Annotated in this window: 22 protein-coding genes, 1 tRNA gene and 1 pseudogene; 23 read left to right on the plus strand and 1 reads right to left on the minus strand. The window is 38.6% G+C overall.

Going from position 1 to position 23,915, the window contains the following annotated elements:
- Window positions 1-105: 105 nt before the first annotated feature.
- The gene (locus tag N8O80_RS06605) at window positions 106-987 is read left to right on the plus strand and encodes a class II fructose-bisphosphate aldolase (protein ID WP_001019001.1); all 882 of its coding nucleotides are present in this window, start codon (window positions 106-108) and stop codon (window positions 985-987) included.
- Window positions 988-1,070: 83 nt separating this feature from the next.
- Here the strand turns inward: N8O80_RS06605 and N8O80_RS06610 are convergent, their stop codons facing one another.
- Window positions 1,071-1,295 (minus strand): tyrosine-type recombinase/integrase, encoded by a 225-nt coding sequence (locus tag N8O80_RS06610; protein ID WP_261027384.1) that lies wholly within the window; start codon window positions 1,293-1,295, stop codon window positions 1,071-1,073.
- A 100-nt stretch (window positions 1,296-1,395) separates the two neighbouring features.
- On the opposite strand from N8O80_RS06610, the gene N8O80_RS06615 reads away from it, so the two are divergent.
- From N8O80_RS06615 to N8O80_RS06720, 22 genes and pseudogenes are all read left to right on the plus strand, one after another.
- Entirely contained in the window at window positions 1,396-2,043 is a 648-nt protein-coding gene (locus N8O80_RS06615; RefSeq protein ID WP_261027344.1) for a hypothetical protein, read from the plus strand.
- A gap of 905 nt (window positions 2,044-2,948) precedes the next feature.
- Window positions 2,949-3,941: an ABC transporter ATP-binding protein gene (locus N8O80_RS06620; RefSeq protein WP_261027346.1), complete on the plus strand. Its 993-nt coding sequence runs from the start codon at window positions 2,949-2,951 to the stop codon at window positions 3,939-3,941.
- Between the two features lies 1 nt (window position 3,942).
- Window positions 3,943-4,761 (plus strand): ABC transporter permease, encoded by an 819-nt coding sequence (locus N8O80_RS06625; RefSeq protein WP_261027347.1) that lies wholly within the window; start codon window positions 3,943-3,945, stop codon window positions 4,759-4,761.
- A gap of 1 nt (window position 4,762) precedes the next feature.
- Window positions 4,763-5,548 carry an ABC transporter permease gene (locus N8O80_RS06630; RefSeq protein WP_261027348.1) on the plus strand — a complete coding sequence of 262 codons (786 nt, stop codon included), beginning with the start codon at window positions 4,763-4,765 and terminating at the stop codon, window positions 5,546-5,548.
- Window positions 5,549-5,645: 97 nt separating this feature from the next.
- A tRNA-Thr gene (locus N8O80_RS06635) sits at window positions 5,646-5,718 on the plus strand.
- Between the two features lie 390 nt (window positions 5,719-6,108).
- Window positions 6,109-6,534, plus strand: coding sequence for a hypothetical protein (locus N8O80_RS06640; RefSeq protein ID WP_033682135.1), 426 nt, complete (start codon window positions 6,109-6,111; stop codon window positions 6,532-6,534).
- A pseudogene (locus N8O80_RS06645) lies at window positions 6,527-7,354 on the plus strand (cutinase family protein); the annotation flags it as partial. The gene N8O80_RS06640 and the pseudogene N8O80_RS06645, both read left to right, overlap by 8 nt.
- A 93-nt stretch (window positions 7,355-7,447) precedes the next feature.
- On the plus strand, window positions 7,448-7,867 hold the full coding sequence (locus N8O80_RS06650; protein ID WP_261027349.1) for a hypothetical protein: 420 nt from the start codon (window positions 7,448-7,450) through the stop codon (window positions 7,865-7,867).
- On the plus strand, window positions 7,860-9,518 hold the full coding sequence (locus tag N8O80_RS06655; protein ID WP_261027351.1) for a cutinase family protein: 1,659 nt from the start codon (window positions 7,860-7,862) through the stop codon (window positions 9,516-9,518). The genes N8O80_RS06650 and N8O80_RS06655 overlap by 8 nt, the downstream gene beginning before the upstream one ends.
- Window positions 9,512-9,826, plus strand: a complete 315-nt coding sequence (locus tag N8O80_RS06660) for a hypothetical protein (protein ID WP_261027352.1) — start codon at window positions 9,512-9,514, stop codon at window positions 9,824-9,826. Before N8O80_RS06655 ends, N8O80_RS06660 begins: the two co-directional genes overlap by 7 nt.
- Before the next feature lie 13 nt (window positions 9,827-9,839).
- Window positions 9,840-10,148: a hypothetical protein gene (locus N8O80_RS06665; protein ID WP_261027353.1), complete on the plus strand. Its 309-nt coding sequence runs from the start codon at window positions 9,840-9,842 to the stop codon at window positions 10,146-10,148.
- A 129-nt stretch (window positions 10,149-10,277) separates the two neighbouring features.
- Entirely contained in the window at window positions 10,278-10,565 is a 288-nt protein-coding gene (locus N8O80_RS06670; protein WP_020902061.1) for a WXG100 family type VII secretion target, read from the plus strand.
- A 69-nt stretch (window positions 10,566-10,634) separates the two neighbouring features.
- On the plus strand, window positions 10,635-13,682 hold the full coding sequence (gene esaA / locus N8O80_RS06675) for a type VII secretion protein EsaA (RefSeq protein ID WP_261027354.1): 3,048 nt from the start codon (window positions 10,635-10,637) through the stop codon (window positions 13,680-13,682).
- A 3-nt stretch (window positions 13,683-13,685) separates the two neighbouring features.
- Window positions 13,686-14,150, plus strand: a complete 465-nt coding sequence (gene essA, locus N8O80_RS06680) for a type VII secretion protein EssA (protein ID WP_261027355.1) — start codon at window positions 13,686-13,688, stop codon at window positions 14,148-14,150.
- Between the two features lie 65 nt (window positions 14,151-14,215).
- Complete coding sequence (locus N8O80_RS06685; RefSeq protein ID WP_064276358.1) at window positions 14,216-14,455, plus strand: EsaB/YukD family protein; 240 nt, start codon at window positions 14,216-14,218, stop codon at window positions 14,453-14,455.
- Window positions 14,456-15,733: a type VII secretion protein EssB gene (gene essB / locus N8O80_RS06690; RefSeq protein ID WP_261027356.1), complete on the plus strand. Its 1,278-nt coding sequence runs from the start codon at window positions 14,456-14,458 to the stop codon at window positions 15,731-15,733. It begins immediately after the preceding gene.
- A gap of 21 nt (window positions 15,734-15,754) precedes the next feature.
- A complete protein-coding gene (gene essC / locus N8O80_RS06695; RefSeq protein WP_261027357.1) occupies window positions 15,755-20,176 on the plus strand; it encodes a type VII secretion protein EssC in 4,422 nt (1,473 codons plus the stop codon).
- Between the two features lie 81 nt (window positions 20,177-20,257).
- Entirely contained in the window at window positions 20,258-20,623 is a 366-nt protein-coding gene (locus tag N8O80_RS06700; protein ID WP_261027361.1) for a TIGR04197 family type VII secretion effector, read from the plus strand.
- Window positions 20,624-20,625: 2 nt separating this feature from the next.
- Complete coding sequence (locus tag N8O80_RS06705; RefSeq protein ID WP_042750365.1) at window positions 20,626-21,000, plus strand: hypothetical protein; 375 nt, start codon at window positions 20,626-20,628, stop codon at window positions 20,998-21,000.
- On the plus strand, window positions 20,990-22,624 hold the full coding sequence (locus tag N8O80_RS06710) for an LXG domain-containing protein (RefSeq protein ID WP_261027364.1): 1,635 nt from the start codon (window positions 20,990-20,992) through the stop codon (window positions 22,622-22,624). Before N8O80_RS06705 ends, N8O80_RS06710 begins: the two co-directional genes overlap by 11 nt.
- 5 nt (window positions 22,625-22,629) lie before the next feature.
- Window positions 22,630-23,514: a hypothetical protein gene (locus tag N8O80_RS06715; protein ID WP_261027365.1), complete on the plus strand. Its 885-nt coding sequence runs from the start codon at window positions 22,630-22,632 to the stop codon at window positions 23,512-23,514.
- Window positions 23,507-23,818 (plus strand): DUF4176 domain-containing protein, encoded by a 312-nt coding sequence (locus N8O80_RS06720; RefSeq protein ID WP_247933266.1) that lies wholly within the window; start codon window positions 23,507-23,509, stop codon window positions 23,816-23,818. The genes N8O80_RS06715 and N8O80_RS06720 overlap by 8 nt, the downstream gene beginning before the upstream one ends.
- The last annotated feature ends 97 nt before the right edge of the window (window positions 23,819-23,915 follow it).

A 23,915-nucleotide genomic window follows, 5' to 3' on the forward strand; every position in this document is an offset into this window, starting at 1 on the left:
AATTCAATCGAAACTACGGGAAAAACTAGATTTTTTTGTCAAAAAGTGATAAAATGAACAATGTAAATGGGATGACCCATAAAAATATACAGGAGGCCTGATAAAATGGCAATCGTTTCAGCAGAAAAATTTGTCCAAGCAGCTCGTGACAACGGTTATGCAGTTGGTGGATTTAACACAAACAACCTTGAGTGGACTCAAGCTATCTTGCGTGCAGCAGAAGCTAAAAAAGCTCCAGTTTTGATCCAAACTTCAATGGGTGCTGCTAAATACATGGGTGGTTACAAAGTTGCTCGCAACTTGATCGCTAACCTTGTTGAATCAATGGGTATCACTGTACCAGTAGCTATCCACCTTGACCACGGTCACTACGAAGATGCACTTGAGTGTATCGAAGTTGGTTACACTTCAATCATGTTTGACGGTTCACACCTTCCAGTTGAAGAAAACCTTAAATTGGCTAAAGAAGTTGTTGAAAAAGCACACGCCAAAGGTATCTCAGTAGAAGCTGAAGTTGGTACTATCGGTGGTGAAGAAGATGGAATCATCGGTAAAGGCGAATTGGCTCCAATCGAAGACGCTAAAGCAATGGTTGAAACTGGTATTGACTTCTTGGCAGCTGGTATCGGTAACATCCACGGTCCTTACCCAGCAAACTGGGAAGGTCTTGACCTTGATCACTTGCAAAAATTGACAGAAGCTCTTCCAGGATTCCCAATCGTATTGCACGGTGGATCAGGTATTCCTGATGAGCAAATCCAAGCAGCTATCAAACTTGGTGTTGCGAAAGTTAACGTTAACACTGAATGCCAAATCGCATTCGCTAACGCGACTCGTAAATTTGCTCGTGACTACGAAGCAAACGAAGCAGAATACGACAAGAAAAAACTCTTCGACCCACGTAAATTCTTGGCTGATGGTGTAAAAGCTATCCAAGCATCAGTTGAAGAACGTATCGACGTATTCGGTTCAGAAGGTAAAGCTTAAGAAGTTTGTAAAACCTTGATATAATAGGGTTTATCCAATTTGGATAAACCTTTTTTCTTTGTTTTGCTACAAATTTGCCACACTTATTTTATTGACGAATCTAAAACAGGAATGATTAGATCTTTTGTGTTTTGTGTAACGTGCGAATAGATATCTTTAACACGACTTCCTCTTGTGTGTACTATACGATCTTGAATTGCTTCGAGGGGAATTCTTTGCTCAGCTAAAAAGCTGATCTGTGTGTGACGAAAAATGTGAGTTGAAATATGCTTATTGAAACTTATTTTATTATTAATCTTAAAAAGCAGAGATTTAAAATGGGTATTATATAACTATGTTTATTAAAAATATAGTTATATAATGATATACAAATAAAAAGTTGTGTTATAATTAAAGAAGGAGGGAAGTATGTATTTTTTAGTTTTTATGATAGCAACATTTATTACGGCCTATATAGTTGGAAATAAGAAGGAAGTTAAAAAAATTTGGAATTATATTCTACTTATTTTGTTGATTATTGATGCTATTTTCATAGGAAAGAAGTTGGTAGAAGAGTTACCAAAATTTTTAAATTGGATAATTCAATACTTACAGAATATGGTATCTAGATTAGATGCAGTAATTCTAGTTGCACTGATAACTGGTTCAATTTCTATATTGAATTCATTCTATTCAAAACATTCCGATAACAAAAATAAACGAAGAGAGTATTTGGCAGGTAAGCGAGAAGAACCATATGCTGAATTTATCGGTTTAGTGTATAAGATAACTCAAACTAATAATGCTGCCAAGTATACTGAACAAGAAATGATAAAAGATATACAAAGTTTTAATAGTAAGATTACACTATGGGGCTCTCCTAAAGTAGTGGCTAAGTGGAATAAATTTAGGAAAAGCTCTCTGGCTACAGGGGAAGAAATGGAAGCGGATAAAAATTTAATTTTGATTGAGGAAGTTATGAATGAAATGCGTAAAGATTTAGGAGTAGAACAAGTTAATAAAGGCAATTTATTATCAATATTTATAAATGATGTTGAACAAATTTTTAAGAAATAAAATTAAGTATAACTATTTTTTAGAACTGATGATATAGATATTGTATGTTTTAAGTAAATGCTGTAAAATAGTAATGAAGGAGGTAATTGTTATGCAAAACTTTTTGCTCTTTCGGGGGACGTCCTCATCCCTTACAATTGTCTAAAAGGTATTTAAAAATGCAAGAGTATGACTTATTCGTGTAGAAGTGCTATAAAGTGGAGCACACCACAGTACATGGGGAAGAATTTCAAAAGACTATGGAGCTCGATAGTTTATATGTGTTATTGTAATATAATACGTAATACCTGAGAAATAGGCTAATTAGTGCCTTAAATCTGAATAGGATTTTAAATGAAATAGGTTAATGTGCTAGACCTATTTTTTATTTAATTTTTATCAAATATATTTTCTTAGTTTTAGAAATTGCAAATTCTCTCTTTAAAATAGTAGGCATAATGTTATAAGTAGTTTGATTACATATACAATTATAAGACTGGTACTCTATTATTATTTTTTCACATTCCTACAATTTATTGTTTTTTTCAAATAAAATCTAGATTAATAAGTTGCGTTCTTTATAGAATTCAGTGCAAATTATTGTGTGGCAAACAGAAGAGTTTCGTATTTAAAAAGCTTAATCTAGCTGAACAATACAGATCAAAAACCTACCCATCGGGTAGGTTTTTTCTATTTCAAGGAAACGATTAGACCAGAATTTTTGATTTAAAAGTATGATTTTAAGAGAAAAATTTTCAAGTTCACAAACTGCAAGCAAACGCTTGCATTTCAGTTTTTATTGGACTATAATAGGTTGGTGTAAAGCCTTCTGTAGTAAGAAAATGTAGAAGGTGTAGAAAGTAAGGCTTTAGAATATTTGTAGTCAAAAATACAATGTTGCTATTCCTTGCGCTAGGGAGAGATTTATGGCAATGATAGAAGTGGAACATCTTCAGAAAAATTTTGTGAAGACTGTTAAGGAACCGGGATTGAAGGGGGCTTTGCGCTCCTTTATTCATCCTGAAAAGCAGACCTTTGAAGCGGTCAAGGATTTGACCTTTGAGGTACCTAAGGGGCAGATTTTAGGCTTCATTGGGGCAAATGGTGCTGGGAAGTCGACCACCATTAAAATGCTGACTGGGATTTTAAAGCCGACATCTGGTTTTTGTCGGATTAACGGCAAGATTCCTCAGGACAATCGCCAAGACTATGTCAAAGATATTGGAGTTGTTTTTGGACAACGCACCCAGCTATGGTGGGATTTGGCACTGCAAGAGACCTACACGGTCTTAAAAGAAATTTACGATGTGCCAGACTCTCTCTTCCATAAGCGCATGGATTTTTTGAATGAAGTCTTGGATTTGAAGGACTTTATCAAGGATCCCGTGCGGACTCTTTCACTGGGACAACGGATGCGGGCGGATATTGCGGCTTCCTTGCTCCACAATCCCAAGGTGCTCTTTTTAGATGAGCCAACCATAGGTTTGGACGTTTCGGTCAAGGATAATATTCGTCGAGCTATTACCCAAATCAATCAGGAGGAAGAAACAACCATTCTCTTGACCACTCATGATCTGAGTGATATTGAGCAACTTTGTGATCGTATTTTCATGATTGACAAGGGGCAGGAGATTTTTGATGGAACGGTTAGCCAACTCAAGGAAACCTTTGGCAAGATGAAGACGCTCTCCTTTGAACTGCTACCAGGTCAAAGTCATCTCGTCTCTCACTATGAAGGCTTTTCGGACATGATTATTGATAGACAAGGGAATAGCCTCAACATTGAATTCGATAGTTCTCGATACCAATCAGCTGATATTATCAAGCAAACCTTATCTGATTTTGAAATCCGCGATTTGAAGATGGTGGATACGGATATTGAGGATATTATCCGCCGCTTCTACCGAAAGGAGCTCTAAGATGGTCAAATTGTGGAGACGCTATAAACCCTTTATCAATGCAGGTGTTCAGGAGTTGATTACCTATCGAGTCAACTTTATTCTCTATCGGATTGGCGATGTTATGGGAGCCTTTGTGGCCTTTTATCTCTGGAAGGCTGTCTTTGATTCTTCGCAGGAGTCCTTGATTCAGGGCTTCAGTATGGCAGATATCACCCTCTACATCATCATGAGTTTTGTGACCAATCTGTTGACCAAGTCAGATAGCTCTTTTATGATTGGGGAAGAGGTTAAGGATGGTTCTATTATCATGCGTTTGTTGCGACCAGTGCATTTTGCGGCCTCTTATCTCTTCACTGAACTTGGTTCCAAGTGGTTGATTTTTATATCTGTTGGACTGCCATTTTTAAGTGTCATTGTTTTGATGAAAGTCTTATCGGGGCAAGGTATTGTAGAAGTGCTGGGCTTAACTGTTCTATATCTTTTTAGCTTAACGCTAGCCTACCTGATTAACTTTTTCTTTAATATCTGCTTTGGATTTTCTGCCTTTGTGTTTAAAAATCTATGGGGTTCTAATCTACTCAAGACTTCCATAGTGGCCTTTATGTCAGGGAGTTTGATTCCCTTGGCTTTCTTTCCAAAGCTTGTTTCAGATATTCTCTCCTTCCTGCCTTTTTCATCCTTGATTTACACTCCGGTTATGATTATTGTTGGGAAATACGATGCTAGTCAGATTCTTCAGGCCCTCGCTTTGCAGTTTTTCTGGCTCTTAGTGATGGTGGGCTTGTCTCAGTTGATTTGGAAACGAGTTCAGTCCTTTATCACCATTCAGGGAGGTTAGTATGAAAAAATATCAACGCATGCATCTGATTTTTATCAGACAATACATCAAACAAATCATGGAATACAAGGTGGATTTTGTGGTTGGTGTGCTGGGAGTTTTTCTAACTCAAGGCTTAAACCTCTTATTTCTCAATGTCATTTTTCAACACATCCCATCCCTAGAAGGCTGGACCTTTCAAGAGATTGCCTTTATCTATGGATTTTCTTTGATTCCCAAGGGACTGGACCATCTCTTTTTTGACAATCTTTGGGCACTGGGGCAACGCTTGGTGAGAAAGGGAGAGTTTGACAAGTATTTGACTCGTCCTATCAATCCTCTCTTTCACATCCTGGTTGAGACCTTTCAGATTGATGCCTTGGGCGAACTCTTGGTTGGTGGTATGTTACTAGCAACAACAGTGACCAGCATTGCTTGGACTCTTCCAAAATTCCTGCTTTTCCTAGTCTGCATACCATTTGCGACCTTGATTTATACTTCCTTGAAAATCGCGACAGCTAGTATCGCTTTTTGGACCAAGCAGTCAGGCGCCATGATTTACATTTTCTATATGTTTAATGATTTTGCTAAGTATCCCATTTCAATTTATAATTCAGCTCTTCGTTGGTTGATTAGCTTTATCGTGCCTTTTGCCTTTACTGCCTACTATCCTGCCAGCTATTTCTTGCAGGACAAGGATGTCTTCTTTAACATTGGAGGTTTGATTTTGATTTCCCTAGTCTTCTTAGGTATTTCCTTGAAACTCTGGGACAAGGGCTTGGATTCCTACGAAAGTGCAGGCTCTTAAGATGAAGAAACTCAAAGCCTTGTCTCAGGACAGGCTTTTTCTAATATAGATGGAAATTTCTTGACATCTATCCTCATAGTATACTGTAAGTGTAATCGCCGATTTAGCTCAGTTGGTAGAGCAAGGCACTCGTAAAGCCTAGGTCACAGGTTCAATCCCTGTAATCGGCAAAGTGAAGAAGCTCAAAGCCTTGTCTTGGGACAGGGCTTTTTTATATGTTAGGAACATGCATTGAAGCTAGCCCTAGAGTGTTAAACTAGATGAAAAAAAGAAGCAATAAGATGTAATTCAATTGCAGTTAGTCTAAATGAATGAAAAAGATGGGATAGCACCTTAGAATCAAATCTTGTAGATATTTCTTTGATTCTTATTATAGGAATTATTGGAAAGATAGTGTAAAAGGAATTTTATAGAAAAATTTTTTCAAACAAAATACTGATAAAGTACAGATATTGAGAGCGTTAGATTTTTGGTTAAGCTTTGAGGAGCGGTTCATGATAAAAAATTTTTTACATTCATGATATAATATGGCTATATTCACATGTTATAGGAGAACATTCATGAAAAAACGTACTTTACTTTGGATTGTTTTAGCCCTTGTAATTTTTGGAGGAGGCGTATGGATGGCACAAGAGATAAATGTATCTGGTGAAATTGTAGATCCTAGTCCAAAGGGAAAGTGGTTGGCATATTTGAAGAAACATGAAGAGGAGATGGCTAACTTTATAAAGTCTAGAAATCCTAAGGTTGAAAGCGTTCAGTTTAATTGGGATAGTATGAAAATTGGTCAGATAGGAAATGGAACTCCTCAAGGTGGCGGGGATATTCTAACCATTGAAGGTCGGATAAATAATATCAAGTTTAGCAGTTTTACTCTTGGATTTCCTTTGGATCATGATGAAAAAAGTTCACCTCTTATTGATAGAATTTCTGAAATGCAACCGATAAGAGTTTTGAAAGGCAATGTATGGGAGATTTATGACTAACAGTAATTTAAAAACCTTTGATAATTTTTATGCAGATTTAGCACAGTCTGCCTACACTTTTCGCCCAAGTAATTTTCCTCCTCAAAATAGTTCAACGAACGTACAAACATTTGATTTCTCAAATGATGGATATATGTTGGATGAGGATGGTAATGTAAAAGAAATCACCCCTGGAGGTAAACATCTTCCCCATAATGGTAGAGTCTACTTGCAACCAGATCCTGAGTTGCGAGATACTTATAAAGTCGCATCGATACCAGTTCCTGATGCGAATGGGATGAGGCAGGATATTCACCACAAACGTTATCAAAAAGGACTGTTAACTGATGATGAAGCTGGTTTCAGTGCCTACTACTTAACGGATACGCCAACCTTGACTAATGATACCAAGAAAACCTATATGGCTATCCGCGGAAGTGATGCCATCAGTTATGAAAATTGGAACGACTGGATAGACAACGATGCGAAGTTTGCCCTCAACCACATCCATACCCCGCAAGCCAAGTTAGCGACAGTAGGAATGAAAGCTAAAATCGCAGAGATGCGCGAAAAAGCTCCAAATGCTACGATGGACATCACAGGTCACTCCCTAGGTACCATTGTCTCTGCGCAAGGAGTAGCTGGCCTCAGTGATGAGGAACTGGAGAAAATCGGCAAAGTGGTTCTCTTTGACGGTCCAAGCACGACAAAGAGCTTAAAGGAAATGGGCCTCAGCGATGAGAAAATCAAAAAGATTAGCGAAAAGATCGAGTACTATGTCAATCCTTTTGATATCGTGGGCATGCTTAATCGAGAACACACCATTACCAAATTACCTGGGTAATCTATAATAAAAAACTATACTTATTATAAGTATTTTTTTTTTACATTCATGATATAATATACTTAGATTCCGCTATATAGGAGGAAAGAGATGAAAAAACGTACTTTACTTTGGTTAGTTTTAGCACTTGTAATTTTTGGAGGAGGTGCATGGATGGCACAGAAAACAAATTTATTCGGAGGAGTATTTCTTAGTCCGCGAGCTAAGCAGTTGGCTTATTTGAAGGAGCATGAAGAAGAGATTAAGGAGTTTGTAAAATCTCAAAATCCAAAGATAGAATCGGTTCAGATTGATTGGAATAGTTTAACTGTTGAACAGATAGGGAATGGAACTCCACAAGGTGGAGGTTATAATCTATCAGTGAAGGGATCTTTTAATTATATAAAGGATTCTGATTTTACAGTAGATTTTCCGCTAGAAAATGAGAATACTATTCCTTCAATAGATTTAATTGGAATGCTAAATCCACCTAGTGTATTAAAAAATGGAGGATGGGATAAATTTGAGTAATAGTAATTTAAAAACATTTGATAATTTCTATGCAGATTTAGCACAGTCTGCTTATAATGGTCGTCCAAATGCTTTTCCACGCTATAATAATGCTGTAAACTGGAAATTAATTGATTATTCTCAGCATATAAATTATGCTGGTGAAAACACCCCTGGAGGTAAATATCTTCCCCATAATGGTAGAGTCTACTTGCAACCAGATCCTGAGTTGCGAGATACTTATAAAGTCGCATCGATACCAGTTCCTGATGCGAATGGGATGAGGCAGGATATTCACCACAAACGTTATCAAAAAGGACTGTTAACTGATGATGAAGCTGGTTTCAGTGCCTACTACTTAACGGATACGCCAACCTTGACTAATGATACCAAGAAAACCTATATGGCTATCCGCGGAAGTGATGCCATCAGTAAAGAAAATTGGAACGACTGGGTTGACAACGATGCTAAGTTCGCTCTCAACCACATCCATACGCCGCAAGCCAAGTTAGCGACAGTAGGAATGAAAACGAAGATTGCAGAGATGACTGAAAAAGCTCCGCAAGCTACGATGGACATCACAGGTCACTCCTTAGGGACCATAGTTTCTGCGCAAGGAGTAGCTGGCCTGACCGATGAGGAACTGGAGAAAATCGGCAAAGTGGTTCTCTTTGACGGTCCAGACACGACAAAGAGCTTAAAGAAAATGGGCCTCAGCGATGAGAAAATCAAAAAGATTAGCGAAAAAATTGAGTACTATGTCAATCCTTTTGATATCGTGGGGATGCTTAATCGAGAACACACCATTACCAAATTACCTGGGGACTCCGATGAACCCCTTAAGAAACCCGTCGGTAAAGTCAATGTCCTCGTCCCCTTGCATTATACTCAGATTACTGATCCCGAAAGCTCCCATGACTTTGGTGTTTTCCAATCAGATGGAAAGGGAAATTTGTTGACCGCGTCTGAGGATTTTCACCCAGAATTGCTCAGGGCAGGTGAAAAGCTGTCTCGACTGATTGCGAAATCTTTAGATTCTCTCAGGGCTTTAGGAGTTGATGATAATGTAGCCTCAAATATTTTGAATGCCATTATGAGGGGTGAGGCTCTAACAAAGATGGCTATCGGTTATGCAGTTTACAAGAATTATACAACAGAGTATAGTACAATCGTAGAAGAAGCACGTCAGGAATCTATAAAATGGGATCGAGAAGCTATTCCTCGTTATCAGGAACAACTGAGAAATGGCAATCTTACAGGAGAAAAGAGGATTTTGGTTCGAGCTCAGTTGCTTCAGACAGCAGCCCAGTTAGCAAATTTTGACATGGAAGACAAAGTTAAATCTGTTAAAACCTTACTTTCAGACGCTAAGGAAGACATTCAAAATATAGTAAAGGAGACAAGGTCAACAGCGTTTGACATGGTTGGATATTTGTCAAGCTCAGAAGTTACGAATCTGCTTTCTGGTTTTGATACAATAAGCTTTTGGGATGAAGGCGTTGCTAGTGACACGAAGACAGCAGCAACATCCTTCCTGACACAAATCCAGCAACTGGGGGAGAGCTTGGTCAAAGCTAGTGGCTCCTTTGAGACCATAGATAGAGATAGTGCTGAAGATTTTAATAATCTATTGGCGGATGTAAAGCAAACATGGAGGGGAAAAAAATGGTAGTCCTAACGGATGAGGATACTTTAATTACAAGAGAGCAACTCGACAGAGCCTTCAAAGAAAGAATGAGGGAACAAGAACGCCAAGCAGTCAGGGCCTTGGTAACTGTAAAAGAGTTGTCAATCCTTGCTAAAGGAGCTGAGTTAGCTAAAAAGTTGCAGGAAGCAGCCACAGATATGCAAGAGTACGCTTCTAAGACCTATGTGAACAATATTAAGGGTGGATTTGAGGGAAAGGCTGCAGATGCTGCAGAAACTTACTTGACACAGACCTTGCAAACACCTACTTTACAGAGTCCGATCAAAAGCTAGGAGAAAACTGGTTATGGATAAAAAGGGACTTCAGAAACTAGAGGATGAGCATAATCGTAAATTACGAGACTTAGAACGTTTGGAGATGGATTTGGATGATGATTTCCACAAGTTTAGTAGGGAGACGGATCATCTCCTAGAGGCGCTTTCCTATGCATGTAGAGATAGTAGTTTTGCTGAAATTCAACCATATATCTTTGAGATAGAGAACAATTTAGATAGCTATCATCAACTTTATAAGAATCGTATAGAGAATATACTGGAAGCTCGACACCAAGAGAATAAAAACTTTTATCGAAAATTAGAGGAAAAGGATTTTTAACGAATAAACCCTTCATCTAATACAAGAGAATTTTTTTGATAATTTATTAGTAAAAAATGGTGTAAGCACTTGTAATTTGTGACACTTATTGATATAATAAACTTATAAAATAACTTAAAGGAGTTTAATATGGCTTTAATTCAATTAACAACAGAGGAACTACGTACTTCTGCTCAAAAATATACTAATGGTGCTGAAGAAGTAAGAGAAGTACTTCGCACATTGAGTAACGAACAAGAGATTATTAGAGAGAACTGGAAAGGTGCTGCTTTTCAGAGCTTTGATCAACAGTTTACAGAATTATCTCCAAAAATTGAAGAGTTTGCAGCTTTACTTGATGCAATCAATGCGCAATTGTATAAAGTTGCTGAAATCGTTGAGCAAAACGACCAAGAACTTGCATCACAAATTCATTAATTTGTTATAAGTGGCTTTAGGAGGGCGAGAGCCTTCCTATTTTTTTTAATGGAGATGATTAAAAGGCAAATGAAGAAGAATAGAATATATAAATATGTAGGGAGTAGTTTGCTAGCCCTATTGTTGCTCTTGATGATGGTTCTTTTGAATCTTTCTGTTCAAAAGAATACAACAATTAACAATGAGAATAACGCGAAAGTAAATCAGCAGACTAAATTAAATGTGGCTATTGTAAATGAAGATAAGCCTGTCTATGTGGATACAAAAGAGTATAATTTGGGGGCTAGTTATGTAAAAAACATCGAGCGGGATAATTCACAAAACTGGTCCGTTGTGCCTCGTGGAGCAGCAGATACCGGATTAGAAAGTGGGAAATACCAACTCGTTTTAACAATTCCTAGTGACTTTTCTGAAAAAATACTTGATATTAACAGTATCAATGTTGATAAGACAACCATTAATTATAAGGTGAATGCGCAAGGAAATTTGCAAGTGGAAAATGATGCAAATAAACTAGCGAAAGACATTGTTGCTGATTTGAATGGTCAGTTGGTCGACATGTATATGGCGAGTATTTTGAGCAATCTTTATACGGCGCAAAAAAATGTGCAAGCTAGTTCACAGATACAAGCAACTAATATCGGAAACTACCGTACAAACTTATATGGAACAGCAATTAACTCTAAAAATCTTTTCCCAACTCTCTATAGTATGTCTAGTTCCTCTGTTGACGCAAACAGTGCTTTAAAGACAGGTTTGGATAGTTATTCTCAGATTTTTGGTCGTTATGACGTTTCACAGATTGCCTATGGTGGCAAGCTTGGCACTCTGCTTAAGAATAGGGATACTGAGAAGAAAAATCATGCGGATGTTATCACTGGGCTCATATCTCAGAGTCGGGAAGACGTTAAGGGACAAATTGAAACTTATAAGGAATTAATTAAAGCTCAAGGTAGTCTGACTGCTAATATAGATGGAACAGCAGAATCCACTGATGGAACGTCACCAGAAGTTGGGGCTTACTATAAAACAGTAGCAGAAAACATCAAAAAAGAGATTGATAGTTTAAAGACCAATCTAACAGATGAAAGAACCAAGTTTGAAAATCATAAAAAGGATATTCGTAACTTTGTCGATGAAAAATTAGCTGCTTATTATGAGACAAGTGAGAAGAATAATATCACTCTCGGTCGATTTTTGGATAAAGCTGCAAACAAGGACCTAGAGAAGGCTGAAGGATCTCTTAAAGAGCAGCTGGTTTCTGCAATCTCAGAATTACCAAAAGAAGACTTTAGTGGAAAAGAATTTAGTGGTTTTGGTATAACACCAATCACAATTCCTTCTGTAAACTATACAGATTTAAAAACGATTAAAGAGCCTAGCGACGAGATTTCTTTGGCGGACTTGAAGAATCTGGAAAATAAGGCAATTACTAGTACAAGTGCTGTTGGACGAACAGGAACAAAGGCTAAGGTATCATGGAAGGCTGGAACAGGAGTGACGGTTCATTCGGTCACTTATGATGGCACACCAGTTGAGTTTGGCCAAGAAATTGATTTGAAGACTGGTGGGACTTTCAAAGTAGCCTATAGTCTTGCAGAGGCAGCTCCAGCTCCAACTCCAACTCCGACTCCGACTACAGGTTCAACTGGGGGTCCAAGCCCAACTCCAAAAGCGGAGCCAGAGACTGTTGATATTTCCTTGAATGATGTTCAAGCAGTCAGTGCTCCCATAGATGTCTCAGCCGTTCAGCAAGCAGCAGTGACTTACGGACAAAAGGTTCAGAAAATAGCCTCTGCCTATCAAAAGGTAGAATCACTAAAAAAAGCATACGATACCGTCAGAGGGTTAAAAAATAGTGATGTGTCTAAAGCATTGTCAGATATTTGGTTCGAAGCTATTAGTTCAAATCTGAAGAAGTATGAAGACAGCTTAACTGCACCTGCTAGCGATAAAGATAAAGATGGTGCTAAAGAGAAAGTAGATAAAGCTTTGTCAGAATTGACTACTCTGAAGCCTGTTTTAGAAAAAAATGTGCAGGATGTTTTGACTACCAACCAAGAATTGAATAAAAAAATCAAGAAACAGTTAGAGTTGTACGAGCAGTTGGAAGGAAAGCTAAAGGATTTGGTTGAGAAGCAAGGGAAAGGCAATGATGCTTTTGAAGATACTAATAATCAATTGGCTACCCTAAATACTGATTATGCGGCTCTCTTATCAGAAACTAAGGGTGTGAAGGAGTCCTCTCAAAGCAATGTCAAAGCTGCAGAGTCTGTAAATGAGACTTTAGGTAAGTTCAATCGTGAATTGTCAAATGCTCAAACAAATACTGAAAAGTTGTCTCAAGATGCTGACTCCTTGATGACGCAGTTTAACGAAGAATTGTCTAAGAATGGTAACTTTGTAGAGTCCTTCGTGAAAGTTCTGAATAACGCCTATGACAATGGGGTACCAAACGAAGTATTGCTTAACTTCTTATCAAACCCTGTTGCGCAAAATTCTACCTCGGTAAAAGCGACTGTCAACGTTTATCGTCCATTTACATGGATTCTCTTACTTGAAATTGTTAGTCTCTTTACAGGCTATTTATTTGCAACGCAAAATATTGTTCGTAAGGTCAAAGATAAATTTAAGCTAGACAAGTTGCATGATACAGATATTATGACAGTTGGCCTACTATCTATTTTAGCTATAATAGTTGGTCTAGTCGTTGGTATTGTATCGAGTGCTCAACTTCACGTTGGTCGTGAATATCAACCATCATGGGTATTGCTAATTGTTTTAGCTGCTTTGGTACTGATTCAAGGGCAGTATTTATTACTTAAACATTTCCGAGTAATTGGAATGGGTCTCGCCTTCTTTATGATGATTAGCTTTGTCTATCTATCAAATGCAATTGGGACGACGGCCAGTCTAACAGGTTTTCCAGCCTTCATCAAAAATCTTAATGCTTTATCAATATTAGAAGCTTTCCTTTCAGGATATTTTGATGGACAACCAGCAAATATTTTAGCATTTATTGCAATGATGATTGTCGTAGCTGGATTACTTGTTATGAATATTTTTATCAAAGAAAGAAGATTTTGGCCTCAAGTATTTCAAACTGAGAAAGAATAGGAAATGAAAAAAATAATTCTTTTACTTCTTACCTTAGTAGCATGTGCAGCAGTCTCAATGGCTGCTGCAGATGATTTGAAGGATAATCGTTTACAGATTGATGATTCTCGACTTGAGAAAAAAGAGGGACTTAACTTTGGTCTACAATCTGAAGAAACCAAGGAGCTTTTTAACGAAGCGACCCAAAAGAAGTTGCAAGACATGCAGCAGTATCAAGAGGAACAGTTGATCACAGAAAGGGGCCAACTGTTTTCTGCTATACAGGGACCAGTTAAAAAAAATCCTGCAGAGCAGTTGTTTCAGCCAAATTCAAAAATAACATCTAAATTTCAAACAAATATTGGTCAGTTAGAAAAAGATGGTTTGAGTGATTTTCTTCCGGAGTTAGCATATATATCATTGTTTTTATTACTTTTCGTAGCTACAGCTGTGATGAGTTATCGCCTTATGGCCGAAGGGATAGAATAATGTTTTAGCAAGTCCGTCTTAACAACTTAGTAAGAACAGAATCATATACAGGAGGTATATAAACAGTGGAGCAACATATCAATATTACTCTACGCTTGAGAGAAAAAGATGTGGATATTCGCATTCCTAGTCGGATTGAAGTGCGACGGTTAATTCGAGAAGTGGATACGATTTTTACTCCAGGTAAACAGAGAAAAAAATATCAACTTAGAATTGTCAACAAAGGATTATTGATTGATGAAGGAAAACAACTATCCGATTATCCAATGACAACAGGGGATTTAGTAGAGATAGAGGAGATTTAGGTGACTGAGGAAAAATTTATATTTGGCGAACAGCCGTTTGTATATGAAAAAAATGAAACAACTTGGAAATTGAGCCTTAAGCGTTCAGATGTAGCGAGTCAAGATTTACGGGAACTGTTACTGTTGGATTTGCATCATCCGTTCTTTTTGGAGCAATCGATGGTCTCTGATGAGGATAGTGTAACCTTCTCCTATCAAGTCGAAGCTCATGGTTTGACTTATGAAGAAATAAAGAGTCGTACCATTTCGGAGAGAATTCGTTTGGCCCTAAACGTTTTTCGTCTAGAAGGAGCCTGGGAGTTGCCAGTGACCTTCCTTTTGCATCCAGTAAATCTATTTATTACCAAAGATGCTCAGGCTAAGATTGCTTATCGTGGAATTCCTGGTCTGATGGTTCCTCAATCAATATCCTCAGAAGATTTTCTACGTCAGGCTAAGTGTTTTACCGTAACACTATTTAGTGATTTTGACTTTATGGACCTTTACAATGGTTCCTTGGAATTAGAGACCTTGCCAGACTTTTTAAATGACCTGTGTCAGGCAGATGATATTGCAACAGCAGTTACTATTTTGGAACGGTATTATGTAGAGAAATCTGCGAAAGAACAGGCGGATTTAGTATTGGTTCCAAGCAGACGACACCGAGTGTTTAAATTGGCAACGATTTGGTTGACAGCGAGTGTTGTTTTGTTGATCGTTCCGCTTATCTATTTGATTTTCATGCAAAATCCTTTCAAAGAAAAGATGTTGCAGGCGGATACCGCTTTTATTAAAGTAGATTATAGCGCGGTTATTACAGAATTAGAGGGAATTGCTCCTGCTAGCTTGCCTAATACGCAGAAGTATGAGTTAGCCTTCTCTTATATTCAGGGATTGGAATTTTCTTCTGAACAAAAGAAGGTCATCCTGAATAATGTAACCCTCAAGTCTGATGAGCTGTATTTGACTTATTGGATTCAAGTTGGGCGAAATCGCTTTGAAGAGGCACTTGATATTGCCAAACGGATTAACGACAGTGACTTGATTCTCTATGCTTTGACTCAGGAAATCAAGCAGGTTCGGGAAGATAGTAAGTTGTCAGGGAAAGATCGTGAAAGTAAACTGAATACTTTGGAGAGTGAATATAAGAAATACTGGGATAGCCGAAGTCAGCTATTAACAAGTGATTCTAGCTCTAATGCATCTACTAGTTCTAGTCCTAGTTCACAAGACAAGCCTTCTGAAAGCAAACCTTCATCTGAGAAGAAAACTAGCCCTAGCAGCTCATCTAGCAATTAAAGTAGACCAAGGAGAGAAACTATGAAAAAACAAATCATTTTCTACAGTCAAGGTCTGCGTTATGAAGTAGAACTGAGTGCAGCTAAGACGGTCTTGGTTGGGGCTACTGAAAAGGCCCAAGTCTACCTTCCTCAACAGGAGAGTCCGATTCAGCTCAAGCTTGACGGTGACAAGATCTTTTATCAGTATGAGAACGAAGCAGGATTATTGAAAGATGGTCTACGTTTGGGTGAGGTTGTCTTTTATATCCGAGAAGGGGGTCCAAGGGTCTATGATCTTTTGGATTTATCAGAGTTTCAGATTGGTTCTCATAAAGGTGCGTTGATCACACTAGATGAAGATGTCGAACTCTTACTCCAAAAATCTCAGAATCAATGGATGCTAACTCGATTAAAAGGCGCATTTTATCGAAACAATCATCTGGAACAAATGGATCAGCAATTGATTGGTTTTGGAGATGAGTTGAGTTTAGGAGCGGTGACAATAAAGCTCTTTCCAGACGAAGTCTGGGTTTTGGGACCAGCTCAAGTAGGGAGACAACTAACGCTGAGAGAACCCTCTCGATATGGTTTTTATGAAGATTATCCAGATTATCACCGCTCTCCACGAATCATTTATCGTGGAAGTGAAGATAAAATCTTGATTAACCCTCCAGGTCAAGAACCAGCTAAGCCAAGTGATGAACTGTTAAAGCTAATCGTTCCTCCTCTTACGATGGTCGGGGTAACCGTCTTGATCACCTTGGTTCAACCTCGAGGGATCTATATTCTTGCGACAGTAGGGATGTCCATAACCACAATGATTTTTTCTATCCGTGGTTTTATCAAAAATCGTAAAAAGTACAAGGCTGATAAGAAGGAACGGATCGATCTTTATCGTCTTTATCTGAAAGATAAGGTAAAGGAATTGACTCGTCTGGAACGGGAACAAAAAGAAGGGATGCACTATCATTTTCCAACTATTTTAGAGTTGACGGACTTGGTTGAGAGTTACAATCACCGGATTTACGAAAAAACTCCCTTACATTTTGACTTCTTATACTATCGTTTGGGACTCGGGAAAATACCGACTAGCTATGACTTGAAATATGGTCAACAGGAGCGCAGTGGTAAGAAGGATGCTCTGGAAGAAGAGGGTTACGCTCTCTATAGTCGTCACAAAAAAATTCCAGATATGCCGATTCCGGCAAACCTTAGCCATGGACCGGTTGGTTATATTGGACCTAGAAATCTCGTCCTAGAACAACTGCAGCTTTTGGTGATGCAGTTAGCGACTTTTCATTCTTATCATGATGTGCAGTTTATTACGATCTTGCCAGAAGAGGAAAAAGAACAATGGTCTTGGATGCGTTGGCTACCTCATGCCAAACTGCAAGAACTCAATGTTCGCGGTTTTGTCTACAATCAACGGACACGAGACCAGGTTCTCAATAGTTTGAACCAAATCTTGAAACTACGTCGTAGTCAAAAGGAAGAAGCATCCCACAAGGAGAGCAGCCTCTTCCATCCTCATTACGTGGTTCTAGTAACCGATGAGAAGCTGATTTTGGACCATATTATCATGGAATTCTTTACCGAAGATCCAACGGAATTAGGCTGTTCTCTCATCTTTGTAGAGGATGTCATGAGTTCCTTGTCTGAGAATATCCAGACAGTGATCAATATCAAGGACCGAAATACGGGCCAACTGGTCATGGAAGAAGGGGTCTTGAAAGAGACGGACTTCCGCTTGGATCATTTCCCAACAGATTATGATAAGGAGCGGATCGCCCGTACCTTGGCACCGCTCAATCACCTCCAAAATCTTAAGAGTTCGATACCAGATTCCGTGACCTTTATGGAAATGTATGGTGCGGAGACCTTTGAGGACTTGCAGGTATCGAGCCGTTGGAAAAAGAACGCACCCTACAAGAGTTTGGCTGTGCCGATTGGTCTGCGTGGTCAGGATGACCTGGTTCAGCTCAATCTACATGAAAAAGCTCATGGACCTCATGGTTTGATCGCAGGGACGACTGGATCAGGGAAGTCAGAAACGATCCAATCCTACATCCTATCCCTCGCTGTCAACTTCCACCCTCATGATGTGGCATTCTTGCTGATTGACTACAAGGGTGGTGGGATGGCCAATCTCTTTAAAAACCTCCCCCACCTCTTGGGAACCATTACCAACTTGGATGGTGTCCAATCCATGCGGGCTTTGGCTTCGATTAATGCGGAGATCCATCGTCGTGAACGACTCTTTGGAGAGTTCGAAGTCAACCATATCAACCAATACCAGAAGAAATTTAAAAACGGAGAAGCGACAGAACCTCTCCCTCATCTCTTCATCATCTCAGATGAGTTCGCAGAGCTCAAGGTTAACCAGCCCGACTTTATCAAGAAGTTGGTATCTATTGCGCGTGTCGGGCGTTCCCTCGGGGTTCACTTGATCCTAGCTACTCAAAAGCCATCAGGTGTGGTGGATGACCAGATCTGGTCCAACTCTCGCTTTAAGATTGCCCTTAAGGTAGCAGATCGTTCGGACTCCAATGAAATGCTTCATACACCGGATGCGGCCGAGATCACTCAGACGGGACGCGCCTATCTACAGGTCGGAAATAATGAAGTTTATGAACTCTTCCAGTCAGCCTGGTCAGGCGCAGATTACCAGCCAGAAAAGGATGATATGGGAATTGAAGACCATACTATCTACCTGATCAATGAATTGGGGCAATATGAAATCCTAAACGAGGACTTATCGGGCTTAGAGGATGCCGATGAAATCAAGGAAGTTCCGACAGAGCTAGATGCTATTGTGCACAATATCCATCTCCTATGTGAAGAACAAGAGATCCCTCCAGTACCACAGCCATGGTTGCCACCACTTAAGGAGCGCATTGCGCTAGAGGAGCTGGAAGAAGTGCAACCAGCAATAGCCTGGGCACAAGAGAAATCACTCTCAATTCTACTTGGAATGGCAGATATCCCGCAGGCTCAGAAGCAGGAAGCCGTCTCTATCAATCTCGCCAAGGACGGACATGTCCTTCTCTATGGAAGTCCGGGCACTGGGAAGACAACCTTCCTTCAGTCTGCAGGTATGGACTTGGCTCGTAAGTTCAGTCCTAAGGACCTTACCATGTACTTGATGGACTTTGGGACCAATGGTTTGGCTCCATTGTCCAAGCTTCCACAGGTAGCGGATATCATGCCTCTGGATCAAACGGAGAAGATCTCTAAGTTTGTACGAATCATGGAGAAAGAACTCAACCGCCGTAAGAAACTGCTTGCGGACTATGGAGTTGGGACCTTGGAACTCTATCGTCAGGCTAGTGGTCAGGAAGAACCGGCTATTGTCATCCTCTTAGATAGCTATGAAGCTTTCAAGGAAGAAGCCTATGAGGCAGAACTCTTCAAGCTCTTGGTGCGCATCTCTCGTGAAGGTCTCAGCATTGGGGTACATCTCTTGATGACAGCGGGTCGCCAGTCCAACCTTCGTGCCCAACTCTACTCGAACTTCAAGCACCAGTTGAGCCTACCACAAAATGAAGCTAGTGAAGTGCGGACGATTGTGGGCTCTACACCCCTTGCCATGACCATGGAAGACATCAAGGGACGGGCTCTCATGAAGCGTGAAGACGTGGATGTCATCCAGCTGGCACTCCCAGTCTCTGGAGACAACGAAAACCAAGTCCTCAATAACCTTCGTCAGGAAGTGGCTTCCCTCCAAGAAGCCTGGACAGGACAGCGCCCAAGTGCCATCCCGATGGTACCAGAGGAGTTGATGGTGGAAGAATTTTTGAAATTGCCTAGTGTACAAGAAGCTATTGAGAATGGTCAGATTCCTATCGGTTTGGAGCTAGAAATGGTTGGAAGTGTCAATATTTCTCTTAGCAAATTTAAACACATGGCTTATGTATCAAATGCAGAAGATGCTTTTGATAATATAACTCATCATTTATTAAGAACTATTCTTAAAATGCCTAACGTTCATATGATGTTGATTGATGCTTTCCAAGAATATGAGTCATATAGTAATCAGGTGAAAACCTATGTTGGAAGTAAAAAGGAAGTATCGGACATAGGAAATCAGCTAATCTACGAAATAGAGCGCCGTCTTGAAAAAGGAATCTCATCTGAGTGGATTGTTTTTATACCAAATATGAGAGCACTTGTATCCGAAAGCGATTTAAATGTTCAACAGCTTCAATTTATGTTTGAGAATGGTTATCGAGTAGGGATGAGGTTTATTATTGGTACAGATTATACTTATATTGGAACAAGCGTTGACCCAATTCCAAGATACCTCAAAACAAATGTCCAATGGGTCATCTTTGGTATGCGCCTAATGGATCAAACCTTCTTAGATAAAGGAATATATAGCAGAGATGTGGCTCCAGATCCCGATCAGGTTTATTTACATTCTCGGAAAGAAATCATCAAACTCAAAATTAGTAAGAATAAGTAACAATATTATTTGATACTTAAGATTCAACCCTGTCTCTTGACGATTTGATAGTAGAAAGGATAATTGAAAAGGTTATTGAACATGGGACAAGTAAAAAGTGAAAAAGGCACGGCAAGTACTATTGCAACTGGAATTATATCAGCAAGCAATAGCATTACAACTGCCGGTACAGTTACTAGAGATAAGACAAGCTATTATACCGCTAATACGGTAGGAAGAAAATTGATCATCAATGAGGCATCTATTGCTCAAAATATTCAATCGAAAATAAGTGAATTCGTAAAATTAATTCATGGTGTCGCAAATGAATTCGAAGTAGTAGATGAGAATATAAGTACAATGTGGCAGAATAATTTATCGTCGAGTCAAAATAAGGGGACGACTGGTCTATCTTCGCCATACACAAATCCGTCATTTGTTCCTCAAAATAATTTGTTTAAGGAGTGAGGATGGAAAAAACTAGAAAATTAGAAGATATTCAATGTGGTGTTCAACAGATTCAAACGAAATTATCAAAGCTAAAAGAAGAAAGAAATCAGTTTCTTTCCGTTGCGACGGAGATCTTAGATCTTTGTCAAACGAACTTCATTCCATATAGAGAATTAGGCTATTATCCGTTATCCGTTAAAGATGAGATGGATCGTCTTGAAGATATAGAGATGTTAAAAAGGAATGAACAGCTACTTGATGATTTTATCTCTGAGAGGAAAGAAGAATTAAAAAAAGCAATGAGCAAGCTAGAGGGCGAAAAAGAGGAACTTCTTTTTCAACAACGCCGTCTTGAATTACAAAATGAGGAGAAGGAGGAGAAGAATGGGGATTAAAGTAGATATAGGCTCAGCAGATTCGCAGGGTAGTACAGCAAATAGTGTATTAAGCAGCCGTGTGAATTATTATAACGATGTCATTAGTGCTTTTAATAATTTGATTACAGAGGAGGAGTTGAAAGGGGCAGCCTATGATAGCGCTAAGTCTTATGCGGAAAATATAATGGTTCCCCTACTTAGAGGAGTTATCCTCTTTTCAGAGAGTCTAGGAGGAAAAGCCGGTGAACTACCGACTCTTTACTATTCACAAGTCGGTGGAGAAAGTCTAGATGAGGAGATACTTCAACAGCAAATTGAAGCGAAGAATACAACCATTTCGACTTATGAATCTATTTTATATAGTTTATATAATCTAAAGGACGTCAATCCTATATATATAAGTAATGTTCGAGGAGTTATCTCAAATGCGACGAGTAAGCGAGATGAGTTACAAAGGAAATTAGAAAAATTGCAGTCGTTTGCGAGCTCGACTAGTGGTCAGTTTTCGGATTCAGAAAGCTTACAGAGCTTAGTTTTCCAAGGTTTCGAACAAGTTACGAGTGACTTTGGAAAGTTTGATGGAACTTTTAAAGTAGAGGGACAAGCTCCTTGGGCTAGTAATATTAATAGTGAGTGGACGAAGCGTTCTGAGGTAGTTCAAAATTATCAAAATGTTTTAGATAAAATTAAAAATAAAACCGAATTAGATGAGAATGATATAAAGGCAATTGCAGAGTATAGAAAACGGTATCCAGGTAAAGAGTTGCCAGATACGTTAGTTAATGCTATTGAGCAACACCTCTATGAAAAGATATTAGCTGAAGTACTTGGTGATGATGGTGTTAAGTATAATACAATGAGTTTGTATGATGCAATTAAGGCAATCTCAGATAATGACTGGTTTAAGAGAGGAGCCCAAATACTTGGACTAACACCGAAAAACTTGACTAAGGCTTTTCTACAATCGGACGGCGTCATAGGATTGCTTGACTCAGTTGATAAAGGAACAAAAGGTAGAAAATACGTAAGTTCTGTTATGAATATAATGGCATGGTATGAATCGTTAGGTAATAAGGGAGGGACGTTACAAAAGACTTTCGAAGGAATTTCTGATATCGCAAGTCCTGTAGAAACTATTGTTAAAAAAGGATTGGAAGGTGCCAGAGATGCCGGAATGGCGAAACTTGGTAAATACATAAAAGGGGGAGAAGAGGCAACAGGCTTATTAGGAAAAGGGCTCAAATATTTCCCAAAAGTAGCTAAGGTTCTGGGGAAAGTGGGGACAGTAATGACGTTTGCTGATCTTGGAATTACAGCGATTTCTAGTGGAGCAGACGAATTTAGCAAAACCAGGGATGTAGGAAAAGCTGTTGGAAAAGGTGCACTTTCAGCAGTTTCAAGTGTAGGTCCTCTTGAAGGCGCAACTATTGGAGGTGCGATATTTGGTCCTGCTGGAGCAGGGGTCGGATTCTTTGTTGGAACAGCTATTCAAGGTATAAAAGCTTGGAAGCCAAAATTTTTCGATGATCCTGTTAAAGGAACGAAAGAGATGATAGATGATGTTGGTAAAGGTATAAAAGGCACTGTTAAAAATATATCTAACGTTATAGGTGGATTTGGAAAGGCATTAGGATTTGGGTGAAAAGTATGAAGAAATCAATTTTTAAAGCAAGTTTTGAGGAGAGTTTAAATTTATTAGATGATGGGTTTTTACAGTATCAGAAACAAGATTATTATAATAAACTTGGGAAAGCCTTTAAGAAAGGGAGACCTTCCTTTTGGTTTGGTATTAAAACTTTTATTCTTAGTCTGTTGTTTCCGATAGGTTTAAATTTCATGTTCCTTGCTTTTACCCTATCATTGCAAAATTCTGATCCTAAAGATTTAAGGTTACCGGTTTCTCAGTATCCTTTGCTAACAGTCGAGCTTTATTTAATTTGCTTGTTAATTTGGTTGTTATTGGTATTAATGGGTAAATTTTTTAAACGGACGTTTATCCTCCCTTATCGTTATCGCTTTCATTTTATAACTTTTATGATATGGCTTATGTTTGAATTTAATTTGATGGCCATAACAATGAGTTTACCTATATTAACAATATGGGGGATCTTAGTACTTTTTGGGCTTCAAGTATTGTTGACTTATGTAATGTTAAGAACGGAGCTTAGAAGTTTGAAAAAACGAATGTATGGAGAAATTAAGTCACCTACCTTACAAGATAAAATTGCTAAAGGTATTGCTATTTATGGAGCCGGTATATTGGGCTTGGCTGTGATTGTTAATTATATTTTCAAAGCTTTTTCTATTAATTTTTCATCTTCTATAACTGTTTTTGGCCTCTTTATATGTTGGATCGTGGGCAATATTGGTTTAATAGCCATAATTGTATTTATGGAGTTTCCTTTCCTTTTAGAAGGCTACTATAAATGGAAATATCCTGAAGAATACCGCGAGTGGGAAGGGAAAACTGTCGAAGAGTGGTATGGAAAAAAATATTTAAAAAAACACAAGGAGTTATTAAAAAATGAATAATAAAAACAAAGAATTATTACCGTTAGGTAGTATTGTCTATCTTCAAGAAGGAACACAGAAATTAATGATTATTGGTCGTGGAGTTATCTTTGACGACGAGGAAACTGGAGAAAAAGCATTCGCTGATTATATGGGTATTTTGTACCCAATGGGCTTTCAAACGGAATCAACGCTTTTCTTTCAACATGAAAATATTGACAAAGTCGTTTTTGTAGGCTATTCAGATGAGGAAGAGGAACGTTTTTCAGAAATTTATAGAGAATGGACGAAAACACTCACGGTTCCTAAGAAAGAGATAAAATAGAATTACAAAGGAGTAACTATCATAGTTCATCTATATTGAATGTAGTAATGTTAATTCTGTCTTTTTGCTGAAAGCTTTAAAACCATTAAAAGTGTAA

Origin of the sequence: Streptococcus mitis (assembly GCF_946190155.1) — a bacterium.
Taxonomy (GTDB): Bacteria; Bacillota; Bacilli; order Lactobacillales; family Streptococcaceae; genus Streptococcus; species Streptococcus mitis_CL.